At 44.8% G+C, this 18,757-nt stretch carries 14 protein-coding genes and 2 pseudogenes; 14 read left to right on the plus strand and 2 right to left on the minus strand.

What is annotated here, in order from left to right:
* Positions 1-587: 587 nt before the first annotated feature.
* Positions 588-2,309 carry an ABC transporter ATP-binding protein/permease gene (locus K0T93_RS00265; protein ID WP_225721441.1) on the minus strand — a complete coding sequence of 574 codons (1,722 nt, stop codon included), beginning with the start codon at positions 2,307-2,309 and terminating at the stop codon, positions 588-590.
* 400 nt (positions 2,310-2,709) lie between these two features.
* On the opposite strand from K0T93_RS00265, the gene K0T93_RS00270 reads away from it, so the two are divergent.
* From K0T93_RS00270 to K0T93_RS00335, 14 genes and pseudogenes are all read left to right on the plus strand, one after another.
* A complete protein-coding gene (locus tag K0T93_RS00270; RefSeq protein ID WP_225721442.1) occupies positions 2,710-3,858 on the plus strand; it encodes an FAD-dependent oxidoreductase in 1,149 nt (382 codons plus the stop codon).
* 12 nt (positions 3,859-3,870) lie between these two features.
* The gene (gene thiS, locus K0T93_RS00275) at positions 3,871-4,071 is read left to right on the plus strand and encodes a sulfur carrier protein ThiS (RefSeq protein ID WP_225721443.1); all 201 of its coding nucleotides are present in this window, start codon (positions 3,871-3,873) and stop codon (positions 4,069-4,071) included.
* Between the two features lie 67 nt (positions 4,072-4,138).
* Complete coding sequence (locus K0T93_RS00280) at positions 4,139-4,987, plus strand: thiazole synthase (RefSeq protein WP_225721444.1); 849 nt, start codon at positions 4,139-4,141, stop codon at positions 4,985-4,987.
* A 10-nt stretch (positions 4,988-4,997) separates the two neighbouring features.
* The gene (gene thiE / locus K0T93_RS00285; RefSeq protein WP_225721445.1) at positions 4,998-6,119 is read left to right on the plus strand and encodes a thiamine phosphate synthase; all 1,122 of its coding nucleotides are present in this window, start codon (positions 4,998-5,000) and stop codon (positions 6,117-6,119) included.
* A 1,415-nt stretch (positions 6,120-7,534) separates the two neighbouring features.
* Positions 7,535-8,782 (plus strand): annotated as a pseudogene (gene murA, locus K0T93_RS00290) (UDP-N-acetylglucosamine 1-carboxyvinyltransferase); the annotation flags it as partial.
* 212 nt (positions 8,783-8,994) lie between these two features.
* The gene (gene hisG, locus K0T93_RS00295) at positions 8,995-9,642 is read left to right on the plus strand and encodes an ATP phosphoribosyltransferase (RefSeq protein ID WP_225721817.1); all 648 of its coding nucleotides are present in this window, start codon (positions 8,995-8,997) and stop codon (positions 9,640-9,642) included.
* 75 nt (positions 9,643-9,717) lie between these two features.
* On the plus strand, positions 9,718-11,049 hold the full coding sequence (gene hisD, locus K0T93_RS00300; RefSeq protein ID WP_225721446.1) for a histidinol dehydrogenase: 1,332 nt from the start codon (positions 9,718-9,720) through the stop codon (positions 11,047-11,049).
* Between the two features lie 26 nt (positions 11,050-11,075).
* Positions 11,076-12,146 (plus strand): histidinol-phosphate transaminase, encoded by a 1,071-nt coding sequence (hisC, locus tag K0T93_RS00305; RefSeq protein WP_225721447.1) that lies wholly within the window; start codon positions 11,076-11,078, stop codon positions 12,144-12,146.
* Between the two features lie 49 nt (positions 12,147-12,195).
* A complete protein-coding gene (gene hisB / locus K0T93_RS00310) occupies positions 12,196-12,783 on the plus strand; it encodes an imidazoleglycerol-phosphate dehydratase HisB (protein WP_225721448.1) in 588 nt (195 codons plus the stop codon).
* A 329-nt stretch (positions 12,784-13,112) separates the two neighbouring features.
* A complete protein-coding gene (gene hisH / locus K0T93_RS00315) occupies positions 13,113-13,754 on the plus strand; it encodes an imidazole glycerol phosphate synthase subunit HisH (RefSeq protein WP_225721449.1) in 642 nt (213 codons plus the stop codon).
* A gap of 130 nt (positions 13,755-13,884) precedes the next feature.
* The gene (gene hisA / locus K0T93_RS00320) at positions 13,885-14,643 is read left to right on the plus strand and encodes a 1-(5-phosphoribosyl)-5-[(5-phosphoribosylamino)methylideneamino]imidazole-4-carboxamide isomerase (RefSeq protein ID WP_225721450.1); all 759 of its coding nucleotides are present in this window, start codon (positions 13,885-13,887) and stop codon (positions 14,641-14,643) included.
* Between the two features lie 62 nt (positions 14,644-14,705).
* Positions 14,706-15,479 (plus strand): imidazole glycerol phosphate synthase subunit HisF, encoded by a 774-nt coding sequence (hisF, locus tag K0T93_RS00325; RefSeq protein WP_225721451.1) that lies wholly within the window; start codon positions 14,706-14,708, stop codon positions 15,477-15,479.
* Entirely contained in the window at positions 15,479-15,880 is a 402-nt protein-coding gene (gene hisI, locus K0T93_RS00330; RefSeq protein ID WP_225721452.1) for a phosphoribosyl-AMP cyclohydrolase, read from the plus strand. The genes hisF and hisI overlap by 1 nt, the downstream gene beginning before the upstream one ends.
* Complete coding sequence (locus tag K0T93_RS00335) at positions 15,877-16,266, plus strand: phosphoribosyl-ATP diphosphatase (protein WP_255601760.1); 390 nt, start codon at positions 15,877-15,879, stop codon at positions 16,264-16,266. The genes hisI and K0T93_RS00335 overlap by 4 nt, the downstream gene beginning before the upstream one ends.
* A 478-nt stretch (positions 16,267-16,744) precedes the next feature.
* Here K0T93_RS00335 and K0T93_RS00340 read toward each other — a convergent pair.
* Positions 16,745-17,874: pseudogene (locus K0T93_RS00340) on the minus strand (S1C family serine protease).
* Positions 17,875-18,757 lie beyond the last annotated feature (883 nt).

Genomic DNA, 18,757 nt, shown 5'->3' on the forward strand with positions numbered 1-18,757 from the left:
TTACCTAGATGCCTCTTCGAACGCAAAGTCATAAGATTTCTGTTAGAAGCAGCGGAGTGAGAGCAAGCTAATTTAGAATGTGCTTTTTTTGTTAGATGCTGGTTCTAAAATTTGGCGTGTCATACGTATTCGAGCAGTATGCTTGTACAATGTTTCCATGCTAGTATCAGCACTAGTCTACCTTACTTATTAGGCTAGCACGCTACATTCATGGCTTTACATCGGGGGAGGTTCAAGTTTTTCGTATTTAATAAATAAATTGAGGTCTTAATTTACTTAACATAGATCTATTGTCGACCAATGTTAGTTGTCTATGGTAAATCATCGCGAGAAAGTGATGGCTACTATCGTTTGCAGTATATTATAAATCAATTTCACCTATAAAAAAAGCTCATATCTGACATTTATAGATTATGTGTGGGTCTATGTCGGGGAAAGACAGGCTTCGCACTGAGCTGCTTTTATAAATAAAACTGTATATTTCGGGGCCTATAAATCGCTTTAATCCGATGCGCGTTGGTAGTGCCACAATGACAGTGACTAAGCTTAGCTTGCGAATAGCGTAGCCACTGCCACGCTTCCGCATATTAATTCTCACTCATTACTTCGATTTTCTCATCGTGCATTGCCTGCACCGACTCTCGATGTGCAACACTGACAATTGCTGCATGAGCTAGATTTGTCCTTAGCACTTGGTATAGCGCTGTCTCGGTATCAATATCAAGTGCGCTAGTAGATTCGTCAAGGAATAGGAAATCGGGCTTTTGTAATAGCACGCGAACAATGGCTAGGCGTTGCTGTTCGCCCGGCGATAGAATGCGCCCCCAATGATCGATCACATCGAGCTTGTCGACTAATTTACCTAGCCGACATACTTGAAGTACATTAATATAATCTTCATTAGTAAAAGCGATGGCATCCGCTGGATAAGATAAGACTTTCCTGAGCTCGCAAATTGGCACATAGCTTTTCTGTGGTACAAACATAAGCTTTGCATTAACAGGGATTTCGATTGTGCCGCTACCAAATGGCCATAGGCCGGCGAGTGAGCGCAGCAGTATGCTTTTACCGGAGCCAGATGCGCCTCGTACTAGAACCTGCGAGCCAGATGCGATATCAATCGAGCCGATTGTCGACAGCAGTGTGCCATCTGGATGTAGAAGCTGAAGCGCCCGTACTCGTAGCGCCGTTGTATCGGTGATCCGAGTGTGAGTGATATTATGCTTAGTAGAATGAGAGGCTGACTCGAGTAACCTCGGTTGCACTATGGCGTGTTTGAATTCCTTTAGACGATTAGTCACTGCGCGCCATGTAGCTAAAGTTGAGTAGCTTCCAATAAACCACGAGAACGAGCTGCTGACGGTACCGAACGCGCTTATTGTTTGCTGATAACCGCCATAGCTGACTACCTTAGAAAAGTATTTCGGTGCAGTAGCGATAAACGGGAACACAATAGCTAGTTGCGAATAGCTGACTATGACAAAGTTCAGCCGCTTTGTGTAGCGCATAATCATCCGCCAATTATCGCGGATACGCTTAAAACTGCCTTGCAGTGCTTTCTCCTCAAATAGCTCGCCCTCGTATAAGGCAATCTGATCCGCATTTTCGCGTAAACGAATTAACGAAAAACGAAAGTCTGCCTCGACACGTTGTTGTTGGTAGTTAATCGACATGAGTGGATTATTAACGCGATGCGTGATATATGAGCCGACTACTGCGTAGAGTAAGCTAGTCCATACCATATAGCCAGGCACTGTTACATCGGTGCCAAACACGGTAAAGTTAAGTGAGCCAGCTAAGTGCCAGAGGACATTACTAAACCAGAGTAATGTGACAGACGTGGACAGAAAATCTAGTGAAAGAGAAAGTGTCGTACTTGCCATTTCCTGTAGATCTATTGAAACTCGCTGGTCAGGATTGTCTAAGAGCTTATCACGTTCGATACGATAGTACGCGCGGCCTAATAGCCACTCGTGCATGTATTGTGTGGTGAGCCACTGGCGCCAGCGGAATTCGATCATCTGTCGGAAGTATATTCGGTATGAACCGAGAAGGATCAGCGCCATCGCGATTACTATAAATTGCAGTAGAGAATGCTTAAAAACCGGATAGTTATACTGCTGGATTGCATCAAAAAACACGCGCTGCCACGTATTAAACCACGCGTTGACTGCTACCATTATCATATTTATCGTGACTACCAGTAAGAGCAGTCCCCAGGCGATCCACTTTTCGTTTGATACCCAATACGGTTTGATCAGGTTCCATGTCGTAATTCGTTCGTTAGCGACTAATTCTGGTTGACTCATAGGGGGGGGATTCCTTAAATCAGGCTATTCACTGGTGCTCGAATTATGTCGCGAATATCCTGGCAACAGCCGACTCATTCCAGTAAAAATTATTGGGGTTGCTGTCATTCCGGTTTAAGGCTCGAGATAGGCAGCTCAGTTAGCTGCTATTGTGCCAGAGCAGCTCATTGCAACTTAAAGCAGTTTTGTGATCTAATAGGAGTGGATAAAAAATGATTTGCGCGATACTTGCACTGATGTATGTTTTTAGATCAACGTACATCAAACTGTGCATTTCTAAGTCGGTTAAAAAGCCTGTTCGCACTTGCTAATAATTCATTGCGGGCTAGGTCTCTACTCAGATCTAGATCTCCCAGTTTCGTCCTTGTACTCCTATTCCCGTATATAGAATTCGATTGCCGTGCACCAATCTAATTCCCATTTAGAAACGGCATTCCGCGCCACGCTGACGCCTGATGTCGCAGTATTAGGCGGTGGCTTGTCGGGCCGTCTCATTGCTTGGCGGCTCGCGCGCACTGGCCATTATGTCGCACTGTATGATCAGGGTGAGCCTAGCGGCTACTGCGGCGCAGCGTGGGTCGCTGCGGCTATGCTAGCGCCACTAGCCGAAGCAATTAGTGCTGAGAGATTTCTGGTGGAGCTGGGTGCCGTATCACTCGAGCGTTGGGCTGAATGGTTGCCGCAGCTGCCACAACCAGTATTTTTTCAGCGTAACGGCACTTTGATTGTTTGGCATGCACCTGATCGCGCAGAATGGCTATTGTTCGAGCGTCATGTGCGAGTGAATGTGCCTATTACCATGCAGCGCGATGGCATCGTTTCGCTGCACGGTGCCCAGGTTACCCAAGCTGAACCGGCACTTGGTACGCGTTTCCGCGAAGCACGTCTTTTAGTTGGCGAGGGGCAATTAGACAATCGGCAGTTGCTATTAGCTTTAGCTAATGCACTCGACGAACTGCATGTCAAAACGCATTGGCATACCCATGTGCGCGAGGATAATATGCCTACCGCTGGTTTACTAATCGATTGCCGCGGACTTGGTGCGAAGTGTGCATGGTCCAGTTTGCGCGGCTTGCGGGGCGAAGTTGCTCGTGTTCATGCACCAGGCATTGGTTTAAGACGCCCAGTGCGTCTTTTACATCCACGCTATCCTTTATATATCGCGCCTAAACAGAATGATCACTATGTGATTGGAGCTACTGAGATCGAGGGCGAGGATATGTCGCCAATGAGCGTAAGATCAGCGCTCGAGTTATTGTCGGCAGCATACTCCATACATCCCGCCTTCAGCGAAGGTCGGATCCTTGAGCTGAATACACATTGCCGGCCTACATTACCAGACCATCGACCTATCCTGTTATGGGATGGCGCGTCTATGCTGCGAGTTAATGGCTTATACCGCCATGGTTATATGATTGCACCGGAGATAGTACGTGAAACCGTAGCAATAGCCGGTGCGTTGCTTAATACACAAGTAAAAGATCTAGATGATTTTAATACATGGCGCACCGCATCGCGCTGGCCGATGCTTTATCGTATGGCTAGCTAGCCTAATAAATAAATGAATATTCGAATTAATAATCAGCCGTTTTCTGTGCCAGATAATACGTGTCTTACTGCCGCGCTAGCCTCGTATGGTGAAGTGCCATTGCTGTATGCAATTGCGATTAATGGTGAATTTGTGCCACGCGCACAGCATTCTTCGCGTGAACTTAAGCAAGGTGACAGAATTGACGTTATAAAGCCTGTAGTAGGAGGATAAGAAGTAGCAACACGCTATGGGTAGCGATAATCTGACCTATCGGTCATCAAAACTGACGGAAATAATGATGAATTCGCATTCCATCTCTGACGCGCTAGTCCTGTATGGACAACTCTTTACAAGCCGGATGTTGCTCGGTACTGCCCGCTACCCCTCGCTGCATGCACTCGAAGCTTCAATTAAGGCTGCTCAGCCGGCAATGGTAACCGTTGCACTGCGTCGCCAACTGGCTATGTCAAGAAACACCGATGTTGGTTTTTTAGACATGTTGAGGCGACAGAGTGTGGCGTTGTTACCTAATACTGCTGGTTGTCATACCGTCAATGAGGCGGTAACGACCGCTAAGATGGCTCGCGAAGTATTCGAAACTAATTGGATTAAGCTCGAAATTATAGGAGATGACTACACCCTGCATCCCGATCCAGTTGGTTTAATTGAAGCTGCGGAAATTCTTGTGCGGGACGGCTTCAAGGTGCTGCCGTATTGTACAGAAGACCTTGTTGTTGCGGAGCGGCTGGTCAATGCCGGGTGCGAGACATTGATGCCGTGGGGAGCGCCGATTGGTACTGGTAAGGGAGTAGTAAATCCATATGGGCTTAAGCTATTGAGAGAGCGCTTGAGGGGTATTCCGCTTATCGTCGACGCGGGACTAGGTGTCCCATCACATGCTTGCCGGGTAATGGAATGGGGGTTTGAGGCTGTACTACTAAATACGGCGGTATCGCAAGCGGCGCAGCCTGATACGATGGCGCGGGCATTCTCAAGCGCTATCAATGCAGGCCGTCAAGCATATTTGGCTGGGCCAATGCTGGAGCGTGATAGCGCTTGTCCAAGTACACCGATAGTTGGTATGCCCTTCTGGCATCAGAAGGACGACTGCTCCTCATCAGTTGGCGCTGCCTTCCCCGCTCTATAGGGGAGAAGCTATGAGCAATTTTTTGCTATGGGAGAATAAGATTTTTTATCCAGCATCGGATAAACTGCTGAAGACTACAAAGCAAATACGAGCAAAGTTGGGTGATTGGCCGCATGCACGCCAGCCTATACGTATTTGTTTTATGCCGTTACCGCCCTTTCTAGGGCAGCATGATGTAATCATAGCAACTGGTTCGCGGCTGCACGCAACTGATATCACGTTCTGGGTGGCTTCTGGGGCTGCGGTGCTAGATGCATCAGCATCTACTACCATTAGGTTATATCGGGGAGATACGATTCGTATATTAGAAGCCTCATCTCGGTGTGACGACTGGATTTCAGCGCTTGCCGCATTTATTGATTGTGGCTACGAGATACATGATGCCTTATGTCTTGCCTTGGCTTGGCGACATGGCGATGAGCATAAGCAGGATCCATGGCCGACTGACTTATCACGCTTCCCGCGCGTACTGGGGTTGCCCGATGCGCCGATCCTACCATTTGCCAAGTGCCCGGAGCGTCTTGGTTTATATCCCATCGTACCTACTGCTAACTGGATCGTCCAACTTCTACCTTTGGGTGTACGTACGGTGCAACTACGCCAAAAAGTTGATATAACGAATCCGTATGATTTAGCCGCCCTGCAGGCCGATGTGCACAGAGCTGTTATAGTTGGTCAGCGCTATAAGAATGCACGTGTGTTTATCAATGACTACTGGCAATTAGCGCTTAAAGAACGCGCATACGGCGTACATTTAGGTCAGGAAGATTTATGGTATGCAGATATTAATGCCCTTATGCAAGCAGGCATTCGGCTAGGAATATCCTCGCACGGATACTATGAAATATTAGTCGCGCTGCACTTCAAGCCAAGCTATATTGCGCTAGGCGCAGTTTTTCCAACCTCTACTAAGATGATGCCTAGCTTGCCGCAGGGGCTTACGCGCCTTGCGCGTTATGTGCACTTCCTGGATGGAAAAATACCCTGCGTTGCAATTGGTGGCATTGATCTGCAATCTCTAAACAACGTACTATCTACTGGTGTGCGTAGTGCTGCAGTTGTGCGCGCAGTAACACAAGCTCATGACGTCGAAAAAACAATTTTTGCGTTACAAAGCAGATTTATGCGATGACAAAAGCTTTTCTACCTCGTCAAGCAGTATGTAGTTGCTTCTCCCCCCACCTTATCTTATGTAAACGCCTACTACTTTAGCCCTGTATCGCAGTGTCTCATGGGAGATTTTGCGTCTTTTCTATCTGCGTAATAGTCTTGTTCCAATCTATATCTTGAATATAAATTTCAAGTGTGAGTAAACAGTTGTTACTTAGATGACTATCCCTAGCAGGACGACACTCAGATGACAGTATTATTTAGTAGACTCATAAATAGGCGTCCTAGCCTAGGATAGAGTATTGTTCTAGTTCGGGGCTGTTTTATATGAAATATTAATTATTTCATATTGCGCACTGTGGCATATGCGCATTGTCCACTAAAGAGATCTTATTTGTGCATATCCTTCTGACGAAACTTAATGTAGTTAACTTATCGGTATACACAGTGCATAGCACACATTCCTCGAAGTATCGGAAGATATAGTGTGTTGAACAACATTAACATATACGCCTACACTAGGCGTTATCGCATTCTGCGCTTATTTATTCTTGTGATGTACGATGTGCTAGAGTTGACGTCAATCTCTAAGCTATTCGTATTCTCTTTCAGCAGACATGCTATTCGAGACACTTCTCCGAAGTTATATATGCCCAAATATCCTGAGTATGTAGCTATATATAGATAGTGAGACTGATAGTCTTTTGATTAATGCTATATGTAAGCACAATGCTAATACGGGCTTCGGTTCCCCCCTTAATAGGAATTAGCGTACCGTCGAGGACAGAGGATACTATCTATTGGTTAAAACTAGTATATGCGTTCTCTGTTCTTTAAATCTAGCTGCGAGAAGAAAATAAAATTCGATAGCATCACTTGACTGAAGCTGTATGTAGCGTTCAAGAGTGTCTATGTAAGGCTAATTTCTAAATCTTAATGATATTACTGCTCGACTAGAGTTAGAAGCGCACGTACTAAGTTAGTACATCACTCTGATCATCGGTTCTTCTTAGGGCAGGTCGAATATTTAATATGGGGGATATATCTAGCGAAGATGAGATGTAATTCAGATAAGAAACTATAGATGAACTAAGTTAGTAAAATTTTTACTGACACCAACTGGTATTTCAATATATTTGTCGTTCAGTATTAATTCACTTGCTGCAACATGAGCTATTAATTACTGGGGCCCCGGAGCATAAACTAGTGACATTTTAGAACCTACCTACTGAGCATCATTTGAGACAAACTGTTGATCAGATATGCGAGGAGATTTACCTATTGAGTCCAAAAACGCTGAAATTAACTAAGGCAAAATCGATAAGTGAAATTCGAACGAGAATAAATGAGATAAGCTAGCTGTGACAAACGATATCCCTGCGGCCCAGGCGGGCAAATACGGCGCGTCTGTTAGCAGTACAACGCGGAAGTAAACCAATGGATAAATTATTGATCGACGGGGGGGGGCGCCTCAATGGGGAAATCGCGGTATCCGGCGCTAAGAATGCAACGTTGCCGATTTTATGTGCAAGCTTGTTGAGCACAGAGACAGTTCGACTAGAGAATGTACCAAACCTACAGGACGTGCGTACTACGTTAAGATTACTCAAACAGATGGGGATGCACTTAGAGATGAACGGTAACGTCGTAACGCTAGATGCATCAAAGGTCAATAATCCAGTAGCACCATACGAGTTGGTCAAGAGAATGCGCGCATCAATACTGGTGCTAGGACCGCTGGTGGCGCGCTTCGGTCATGCTCAGGTATCGCTTCCTGGTGGATGTGCAATTGGTGCGCGCCCAGTCGATCAGCATATTAAGGGATTGACTGCGATGGGCGCAGAGATCTCGATCAAGCATGGTTTTATTGATGCACGAGCGCAACGCTTGAAAGGTGCGCGCGTAGTTACCGACATGATTACCGTAACCGGCACGGAGAATCTTCTAATGGCAGCAGTTCTCGCAGAGGGGGAAACTGTGCTAGAGAATGCAGCGCGTGAACCGGAGGTTGCTGATCTCGCAAATTTTCTTATCGCAATGGGTGCACGTATTAACGGGATTGGTACGGGCCGGCTTGTAGTGCATGGTGTACCGCGCCTAAATAGTGCACACCATGCGATAATCGCAGACCGTATTGAGGCTGGCACATTCCTATGTGCGGCCGCTGCGACAGGTGGTGACGTAACGCTACGTGGTATAACTCCGCTGATCCTAGAAACCGTTATTGATAAATTACGTAAGGCAGGCGCGCAAGTATCGGCTAGCGATGATTGGATCCGTTTGCAGATGCAAGGCCATACACGTGGGGTATCATTTTGTACTGCTGAGTACCCTGCGTTTCCAACCGATATGCAGGCCCAGTTCATGGCTCTAAACACTATTGCAGCAGGAACATCAAAAGTAGTTGAAACAATTTTTGAGAATCGCTTCATGCATGTGCAGGAACTAAATCGGCTTGGCGCGAATATTACAATTGATGGCAATACTGCTCTAGTACGCGGCGTAGATAAGCTATCCGGTGCGAAAGTGATGGCTACAGATCTACGTGCGTCAGCTAGTCTTGTGATCGCCGCACTAGTAGCTAACGGACAAACGCTTATCGATCGGATCTACCATCTTGATCGGGGCTATGAACGCATGGAAAGTAAGCTCAGTGCGCTAGGAGCAAGTGTTAGTCGTGTCAGTGAAAATATAGTAAATAATACGGACGAAGCATTAAGTAATGCTATGCAAGATACGACAGAAACTGTTTTTCCAAACAGTGCTATAGCTTGGCAAGATACTGTCGGTCCGACATTAGCTGATACTAGGGGGGAGGTAGTACGCGGAGAGATAATATGAGTGCGTCGATCGCGTCCAATACATTAGGTGCATTGGCCCTAGAAGTTCAGTCAGGTATGCCGTTAACATTAGCATTGTCTAAAGGCCGTATCTTCGAGGAGACATTACCGCTACTAGCAGTAGCTGGTATTACCGTAACCGAGGATCCAGAGCTGTCGCGCAAGTTAATTTTGCGTACGACGGATCCCGGCCTACGTGTAATTATTGTCCGAGCAACTGACGTTCCAATCTACGTAGAGTACGGCGCAGCAGATTTTGGTGTGGCCGGCAAGGATGTACTGCTTGAACATGGAGGAGACGGTCTATACCAGCCGATTGACCTAAATATTGCTCACTGCAGATTATCAGTCGCAGTGCCGCGAGGTTTTGATTATGTAAATGCAGTTCGACAAGGAGCACGATTACAGGTAGCTACGAAGTATGTAAATAGCGCACGCGAGCATTTCGCAGCTAAAGGAGTGTACGTAGACTTAATCAAGTTGTATGGCTCGATGGAGCTTGCGCCTCTCGTTGGCCTAGCAGATGCTATCGTTGACCTAGTGAGTTCTGGTGGCACGCTACGTGCGAATAACTTAGTTGAAGTCGAGCAGATTATGGAAATCTCGTCCCGTCTAGTGGTCAACCAAGCTGCACTCAAGCTTAAGCGAACAAAACTTAGGCCTATTCTTGATGCATTTGAGCGTGCTAGTAAGGCTGAAACATAAGTCACATCGTGAGGCCGTGTAGATACCGGAGCGTTATTCACATGATGCCTATACAACAGGATATAAAGGACTCACATGGCAATCAAGATCCGAAAACTCGATTCCTCTGATGCTAGTTTCAAGACAGCGTTAGCAGCCGTTCTTGCATTTGAGACAAGTGAAGACGAAGCAATTGAACGTTTAGTCGCACAGATTTTAGCTGATGTAAAATCACGTGGTGATGCGGCTGTGCTAGAATACACTAAGCGTTTCGATCGGCTTAATATTGAAAATATTGCATCTCTAGAGTTACCAACTGCTCGGCTACGATTAGCACTAGATGCGCTGGATCCCAAGCAACGCGTAGCGTTAGAAGCGGCGGCAGAACGCATTCGGACGTATCACGATAAACAAAAAATAGAGTGTGGCAGCCATAGCTGGCAATATACCGAGATGGATGGAACAGTGCTCGGCCAAAAAGTTACACCGCTGGATTACGTCGGAATATATGTTCCAGGCGGCAAAGCCGCCTATCCCTCTTCGGTATTAATGAATGCGATTCCGGCGCGCGTGGCTGGCGTGCAAGAAATCGTGATGGTAGTGCCGACGCCGGATGGCGTCGTCAATGATCTTGTGCTAGCTGCTGCGCTACTCAGTGGTGTAGATAGAGTATTCAGCATCGGTGGCGCCCAGGCTATCGGTGCACTCGCATACGGTACAAATACGATCCCAGCTGTGGATAAGATCTCCGGGCCGGGAAATGCCTACGTTTCTGCTGCTAAAAAGCAAGTATTTGGTACGGTCGGCATTGATATGATTGCGGGTCCATCAGAGATATTAGTGTTATGCGATGGCACTACGAATCCGAATTGGGTCGCAATGGATCTATTTGCGCAGGCTGAACACGATGAACTTTCGCAGTCGATTCTATTATGTCCGGATGCCACATTCATACGGCGAGTCGAGGAGGTGATTGATCAATTAATCTTAACAATGCCCCGGCGGGATGTGATCATCCATTCGTTGCAGAATCGCGGTGCGTTGATTAAGGTCCGGGATATGACTGAAGCATGTGCGATCGCTAATAATATCGCACCGGAGCATTTAGAAGTATCGGCAAGCAACCCACATAAATGGGCGCAGCATATTCGCCATGCTGGCGCAATATTCCTAGGTCGCTACTCTAGTGAGAGTATCGGAGACTATTGCGCGGGCCCGAACCACGTACTGCCGACTTCCCGTACCGCGCGGTTTTCATCCTCGTTAGGCGTATATGACTTTCTAAAGCGCTCCAGCATAATTGAAGTGAGCCCTGAAGGGGCACAGATGCTAGGTGAAATTGCTTCAGAACTCGCGTATGGTGAGGGATTACAGGCCCATGCAGTCAGTGCTGAATATAGGATGAGACCCATAACTAATCGCGCCTGAGGCGTAGGACAGCTGGACATTAGACTATGACGATGCCCCGGGACGTTATTCGTGCAGATGTGCTTTCGCTAACGAGCTATCCAGTACCGAATTCCGTTGGTTTTATTAAGCTTGATGCTATGGAAAATCCCTATACTCTACCCTGGCCGCTTCAGGAACAACTTGGCGAACGGCTTGCGCGAGTTGCGTTAAACCGCTACCCACTGCCGCGCCCAAGCCTGTTACTAGACAAGCTAAAGTACACGATGCAGGTACCGGATGATTGTGACATACTTTTAGGTAACGGCTCAGATGAGTTGATCAATCTGATTGCAACAGCGTGCGCAAAATCAGGAGCTAAAATCTTGGCGCCAGTACCTAGCTTCGTGATGTATTCGATATCAGCAGTGCTTGCTCATGTGGAATTTATTGGTGTGCCCCTAAATGTTGATTTTACACTAGACGTGGCAGCAATGCTGGAAGCCATCACTGCGTACCAACCTTCGGTAATTTATCTGTCTTACCCCAATAATCCAACTGGTACGCTGTTTGATGACGCAGATATTGAGCAGATCGTGCGCACGGCTAACCGCTCTCTAGTAGTCATCGACGAAGCATACCAACTATTCGCTCAGCGAACCTGGATGTCTAGGACTAACGAATTTGATAATGTAGTAGTCATGCGCACTGTCTCCAAGTTAGGTTTGGCTGGCATCCGGCTTGGCTATCTAGTTGGTTTGCCAGATTGGATTAGAGAATTTGACAAAGTACGTCCTCCCTACAATATTAATGTTCTAACGCAGTCAACAGTCGATTTTATGCTTGATCACCTGAATGTGCTTGAAGCGCAGGCTGCTAAATCTCGTGCCGAACGCGAACGGCTTGCTGAAGCGATCAGCTTATTGTCAGGCGCTCATGTGTTTCCAAGTTCAGCAAACTTTTTGCTAGTGCGTGTTTCGGATGCCGACATGGTATTCGAGGCACTACTTAGCGCATGGATTCTAATCAAAAACATGAGTAAAATGCATCCGTTGCTGGGTGAGTGCGTGCGGATTACAATTGGCACACCAGATGAAAATGCAAGACTGCTGACTGTATTGAAAAGTATTCAACTTTAATTTTTCGCGAGTTGCAGTTTAACTGTATCTATTATTTTCAGGAACATCTATGCGTATTGCGGAAGTCGTGCGTAACACACGCGAAACGCAGATCCGAGTTAAAGTTAATCTGGATGGCACGGGCCAAAAAAAGTTAAGCACCGGAGTATCATTTCTTGATCACATGTTAGATCAGATTGCTTGCCACGGCTTACTCGATCTTGAGGTTGATGCGCTGGGCGATTATCACATCGATGACCATCATACAGTTGAGGACATTGGTATAACAATAGGCCAGGCTGTTGCCAACGCAATCGCCGATTGTAAAGGTATTCGCCGCTATGGCTACGCTTATGTACTACTTGATGAAGCATTGTCCCGCGCTGTTATTGATTTTTCCGGGCGCCCAGGACTAAATTTTCATATTCCGTTTACGCGTGGGCGGGTCGGTAACTTTGATGTTGATCTAATAAGTGAATTTTTTCGGGGATTTGTTAATCATGCTAGCGTCACGCTGCATATTGACAACTTGCGTGGCGTGAATGCACATCATCAAATTGAAACTGCATTCAAAGCGTTCGCTCGGGCGCTACGCATGGCTATCGAGATCGATGAACGTTCAGCCAGTCAAATACCATCGACTAAGGGTAGTCTATAAAATACGTTAATATTATTAATTCCTAAAGATAATCAAGTGTTTTTAGAGACCAGGCCTAGAACTGAACTATGCGCGAAGAAAATTGCGCTGGAGAAAGAGATGTAAGAATATAGTTGCATCGATACTAATGATCCGTATCATCTCAGTATCTGCCTCACTTAGACAGTGTATTATTTATTCTTTGATATTAGTGTACGATAAATTACTCTACTAATATGGCTTGAGTGAAAAAATTAAACATCACTACTTAGATAGTGATGTGCGCAGTATATAGTAATGCCACTATGCCACTCGGATCTTTAGAAGATATGTATTAGAAGTTGATTCTTATGAAAACCTTGATAGCAATTGTTGACTACGGGATGGGCAACCTGCGCTCAGTTCGGCAGGCTATATTGCATGTAGATCCAGGAGCTGATGTAGAGGTGGTCAGTACTGCGAACAAGATACGTGCGGCGCATCGCGTGGTGCTGCCCGGACAGGGTGCAATGCGCGATTGCATGACATACTTAACTGCTTCTAAGCTTCAGGACGCAGTATTAGATGCAACACGTACTAAACCTATCTTAGGCGTTTGTGTAGGTGAGCAGATGCTGTTCGACTATAGCGAAGAAGCCAACACGAAAAGCCTAGGAGTACTGGGTGGTAAGTGTATGCGCTTTCAACTGGATGGCAAGCTACAAGACGACGGCTCGCGCTTTAAGATACCGCATATGGGCTGGAACCGAGTTCGGCAGACTAAGACCCACCCGCTATGGGATGGAATCGCTGATGAAAGCTTCTTTTATTTCGTGCACAGCTATTATGTAGTGCCGAATGACATATCTGATTCCGCGGGGGAAACCGTGTATGGTGCACCGTTTATGTCTGCAGTGGCACGAGATAATATTTTTGCTACTCAGTTCCATCCTGAAAAAAGCTCGGAAGCAGGGCTACAGTTGTATCGAAATTTTATCCGGTGGAATCCATGATTTAGCCAGTATTTTTCTTTCGCTGGGGCGCTAGCAAGTACAGACTAAGACTAGCTAATTACTTATATTTAAATAATGGCTTAAATACGCCATCAAACTAAACTTTCCTCTACACTGCAAACTTATAATTATGTTGCTTATCCCGGCTATCGATCTGCATGACGGCCAATGTGTGCGCCTAAAACAAGGTAATATAAATCAGGTAACAGTCTTTTCTGATGACCCAGCGGCTATGGCTCGCCATTGGGTCGAAAACGGTGCACGCCGACTGCATCTGGTTGACCTAAACGGAGCGTTTGCTGGTGAGCCAAAGAACGTAGGGGCGATTAGATCAATCATTAATGAAATTGGTGATGAGGTTCCGATACAGCTTGGTGGCGGGATTCGCGATCTTAATACAATCGAACGGTATCTAGACGATGGATTATCATATGTAATTATTGGTACCGCTTCCGTGAAGAATCCTGAATTCCTTCGGGATGCATGTGATGCGTTCGGTGGCCATATTATTGTCGGGCTAGATGCAAAAAATAGAAAAGTAGCCACGGATGGCTGGAGCAAGCTGACAGAGTATGAGGTAGTTGACCTAGCACGCCAAGCCCAATGTTATGGCGTTGAAGCAATTATATATACCGATATCGGCCGTGATGGCATGTTGCAAGGAATTAATATTCCAGAAACCGTACGTCTTGCGCAAGCGCTTAAAATTCCAGTGATTGCTAGCGGGGGCTTGTCGAAGCTAACCGACATTGACGCTCTATGCGCTGTTGAAAAAGACGGAATTGATGGGGTAATTTGCGGGCGCGCGATCTATTCTGGAGAGCTGGATTTTACCGCTGCACAGAATCTTGCCGATTCGATATGCGAGAGTACAGCGAATAAAGCTTAGACGCTTACATAGTAATATATGCCTGCTAAGCATATGCCTTTCACTTTTTAGCATTTACTTTTATGGTTTTACCGAAACGCATTATCCCATGTCTTGATGTATTTGCGGGACGCGTTGTCAAGGGCGTTAATTTTGTCGAGCTGCGAGATGCTGGTGATCCGGTTGAAATCGCACGCCGCTATGACGAACAAAGAGCTGACGAACTTACGTTTCTAGATATTACCGCAACATCTGACGAGCGAGACTTGATCCTCCCAATTATTGAATCGGTTGCCGCGCAGGTATTTATTCCGCTGACAGTTGGTGGTGGCGTGCGTACCGTCGGGGACGTACGACGATTGCTTAACGCGGGTGCTGACAAGGTTAGTATAAATTCTACTGCAGTAGCTAATCCACAGTTCGTCCAAGAGGTAAGCCAGCGATATGGTTCCCAGTGTATTGTTATTGCGATCGACGCAAAGTGGGTCAGCAATTCGCATGAGACTCCACGTTGGGAAGTCTTTACGCATAGCGGTTGCAGGGCAACTGGGCTCGATGCCATACAATGGGCATATCAGATGGCGAAATTTGGAGCTGGGGAGATCTTACTAACTAGTATGGATCGGGATGGTACTAAAAAAGGATTTGATCTAGCTCTCACGCGCATGGTATCGAACGCAGTACCGGTACCAATTATCGCCTCTGGCGGGGTAGGTTCTCTACAACATCTAGCTGAAGGGGTTACTGATGGCTGTGCAGATGCAGTATTAGCTGCTAGTATTTTCCACTATGGAGAGTACACGGTAGGCGATGCGAAAAAGTTTATGGCCGAACGTGGTATTACAGTAAGACAGTAATGAATAGCAAAAATTGGTTAGATAAAGTAAAGTGGGATGCAAATGGCTTAGTTCCCGTAATTGTCCAGCAAGAGCTAAGTAATGATGTATTAATGTTTGCATGGATGAACCGCGAAGCATTGCTCAAAACGCTTGAGCTAGAGCGCGCTGTTTACTTTTCTCGTTCGCGTAACAAGCTATGGTTCAAGGGTGAAGTGTCTGGCCATTTACAGTACGTACGTGAAGTACGGCTTGACTGCGATCAAGATGTTGTTCTATTAAAGATAGAACAGATATCTAATATTGCCTGCCATACTGGTCGGCATTCGTGTTTTTTTTGGAAATTTAAAGGCTCTCTAGACAGGGGTAACTGGGTATCAGTTGATCCCGTATTGAAAGATCCAGAGAACATTTATCTATGACTTATCATACTCAACCTACATTAGATAGGACGTCTAGTGGTTTGCAGGATAACCATACCCAACTTGACGTTTTGATGCGACTTGCAGCAACGATTGACAGTCGCAAGACAGGCGATCCCAAGGCTTCTTATGTTGCACAACTTTTTCATAAGGGCGCCAATGCAATTCTGAAAAAAGTTGGCGAAGAAGCTATTGAAGTCGTGATGGCAGCAAAAGATGCTTGCTTTAATAATTCGAGTGTAACGCTGGTGAATGAGGTAGCCGATCTATGGTTCCATTGTCTTGTAATGCTATCGTATTATGGTGTTGGGCTCCATGATGTTCTAACTGAGTTACAATGTCGCGAAGGCTTATCGGGCATTGAAGAAAAAGCTTTGCGTAAGTGAGGAGCGGTATTGTGAAACTCCCTGCGGTCAGAGAGTTCCATTACGTTACATTTTATAAAAAATACCGTAGTTTAGATAAACTATAAGTCTGAGTTGAGCTGGTTGTGTAAGAGAAAGCACTCATTGCTTAGACTTTATTATGATAAAGTCTTCAAAGCATATAGTGTGATATAAAGCTCTTAAGTATCGTTTATAGTTTATTCCTATAAATCCAGATCTAGCGATAATAAAATCGTAAAGAGATTTTACTATACGTGACTGTTAGAGCATCTAAAATCTATCTCACAGAGATCCTATGGGATCTCTTCTATTAATTTATTTTTGAGAGGCTATCGACTACTACTATATAAATTAATATTATTAGTGACTTAATCGATGATTAAAAAAATGGTAATTATAGCCAGTTGTAGCTTTATTTAAAAGATGATTAGCATAACTTATCACTAATTATGCTCAATATAAATTTGTCTAATCTTTGCTAGGGTAGAGGTAAGCGCCTGCTAATCTTTACGTTGATGTCTATTTCGCAAGATCTGTGCCGCAAATGTACTTTGGCAACCGCACCCGTCTTAATTAGAGTGATTACGTTAATTACTTGCTGTATCTGAAATATTTTCATCGCTGACTTTCATAAGAATATCGCCTAGTTTGATTACTAGCTTTATCCGCCCGCCAGCCCACCAGGTAACATTCTTAAACAATCACGCCAGATTTTTGCCTCAAACTAAATAATTTAGTTATTTCCGGCCTCACTTTCTTAAGTTCGACCCCGATCCAGCCCCGCATTACTGCCCCCGTTTTGATGATACCATCAAGCACACTGTAGGCTGTCGATACTAGACTAGCAAAACCTATTCCTAGCGAGCCGCTGCTACGAGAATAAATGCGGTATTAATTCCAAGCAAGTGACTATTTATATCAACTAATACGCCTCCAGAATTTCTCTAGATTAATCAATGTATTAGTTTAAATAAAGTTTTAGAATGTGTTAATCCTTGAATGATTACCCCCGAGTGCGTTGATAATATGCATTGTAACTGTTTGAAGACTCTAAACGGATTTCCAATTGCTAGAACAGGTTGCCCACGCGTGTATTTTCATCCGTATAAGCGTAATTTTAGGCAAATTAGATAGAGAAATCTTAAGGACTGCTAAATCTGTTTCTGGATCTACTCCAATAATTTTAGCATTTGCTATACGTCTATCGGAAAAGGAAACTTTGATTTTATCGGTGTCATCTACTACGCGCTGGTTTGTTAAAATATAGTCTTCCGAACTTAGAATAACTCCGGAACTAAGATTATCTGCTAGCTCCTGATGTTTGTTCTCATAATTATCTTCCTCGAAGATAATAGCGAAATAATTGGTTATTAGGGCGCTGCCCTAACATCTAAGAACTATCTTTTCTAGTAAATATATTGACTACAGCAAGTAATGCACGCTAGGCAGTGTCTGAATATGATGTAACTAGTTGTCCGCAGCTGCAATACTTGGGGCAACTTTCTATCGCGTGACGATTATGGACGTTAGATATTGCCTAAGGTTACTTTCTTCGAGCGGCAGCCAGTTCGGCTTTAGAGTCGATACAATAAACACAAACGCAAGCAGTACCGTTACCGCTTGCGTAAAAAATAGCTAAAAGCGTCTTAGCATTAGGGCTTATAGAGCTAGCATAGAAAAAATACTTTGGATTTGAAAGGGTTTGTAGAAACTTCCTATTCCTATAGCTATTGCTCTAAATCCCTACAGTTCGCAAGTTTAATATCTGCTGTCAGATGGAGAAAAACTTTGTAAGCATTACTGCTTATGCCCTACTTTTCGAGAGAGTGATCGATTATGAAATTAACATAGTAGACTCGTGCCTTTTACCTCTTTCTCCTAGAAAGAGGTAATAAAACTATGAGACTAGAAATATAGGTAGGTGAGTGCTTTAATCCAGAATAATGTTAACTTGTTAACCTATTAATTGACACTAATAGATAATTATTTAGAGTTGAGGCATGATATGCGTCCTTTAGTACGACACTAAATTAGCTAGTACGACATAGAAAGACACTATGTCAATATGATCTAGATTGCTAAGATCTATTTTTGGAGTAGAGTATTTTATCTTTTATCTTATTACCTACTTAGTAGTGGAGGTAGGTTTGTATATATATGGACTCATCGCTATGTCTTGAGCATTATGTTATGTAACTCCGTAGAGCTAATAGGAGCGATATCTTTAGAGATTATCTGTATTTGATAGCTAAAAGCTAACTAAATTAAGCTATATTAATATCCTAACTAAAAATCGGTATTAAATCAGATAGGAACAGTAGTGAAGCATGTTAAGTATACACGATGCATTAATAGTATCAAACGCTAGAGTCATATGTAGCGTACGCATAAATTTCGCGCAACGTCTATTTTGATCCCTATTAAGTACAAACAAGATACAGTGTCGCGCTGTACGAATTTATGCTGCTCAACCCTGATATAGAAGAATTTT

Source organism: Candidatus Vallotiella sp. (ex Adelges kitamiensis), assembly GCF_020342435.1.
Taxonomy (GTDB): domain Bacteria; phylum Pseudomonadota; class Gammaproteobacteria; order Burkholderiales; family Burkholderiaceae; genus Mycetohabitans.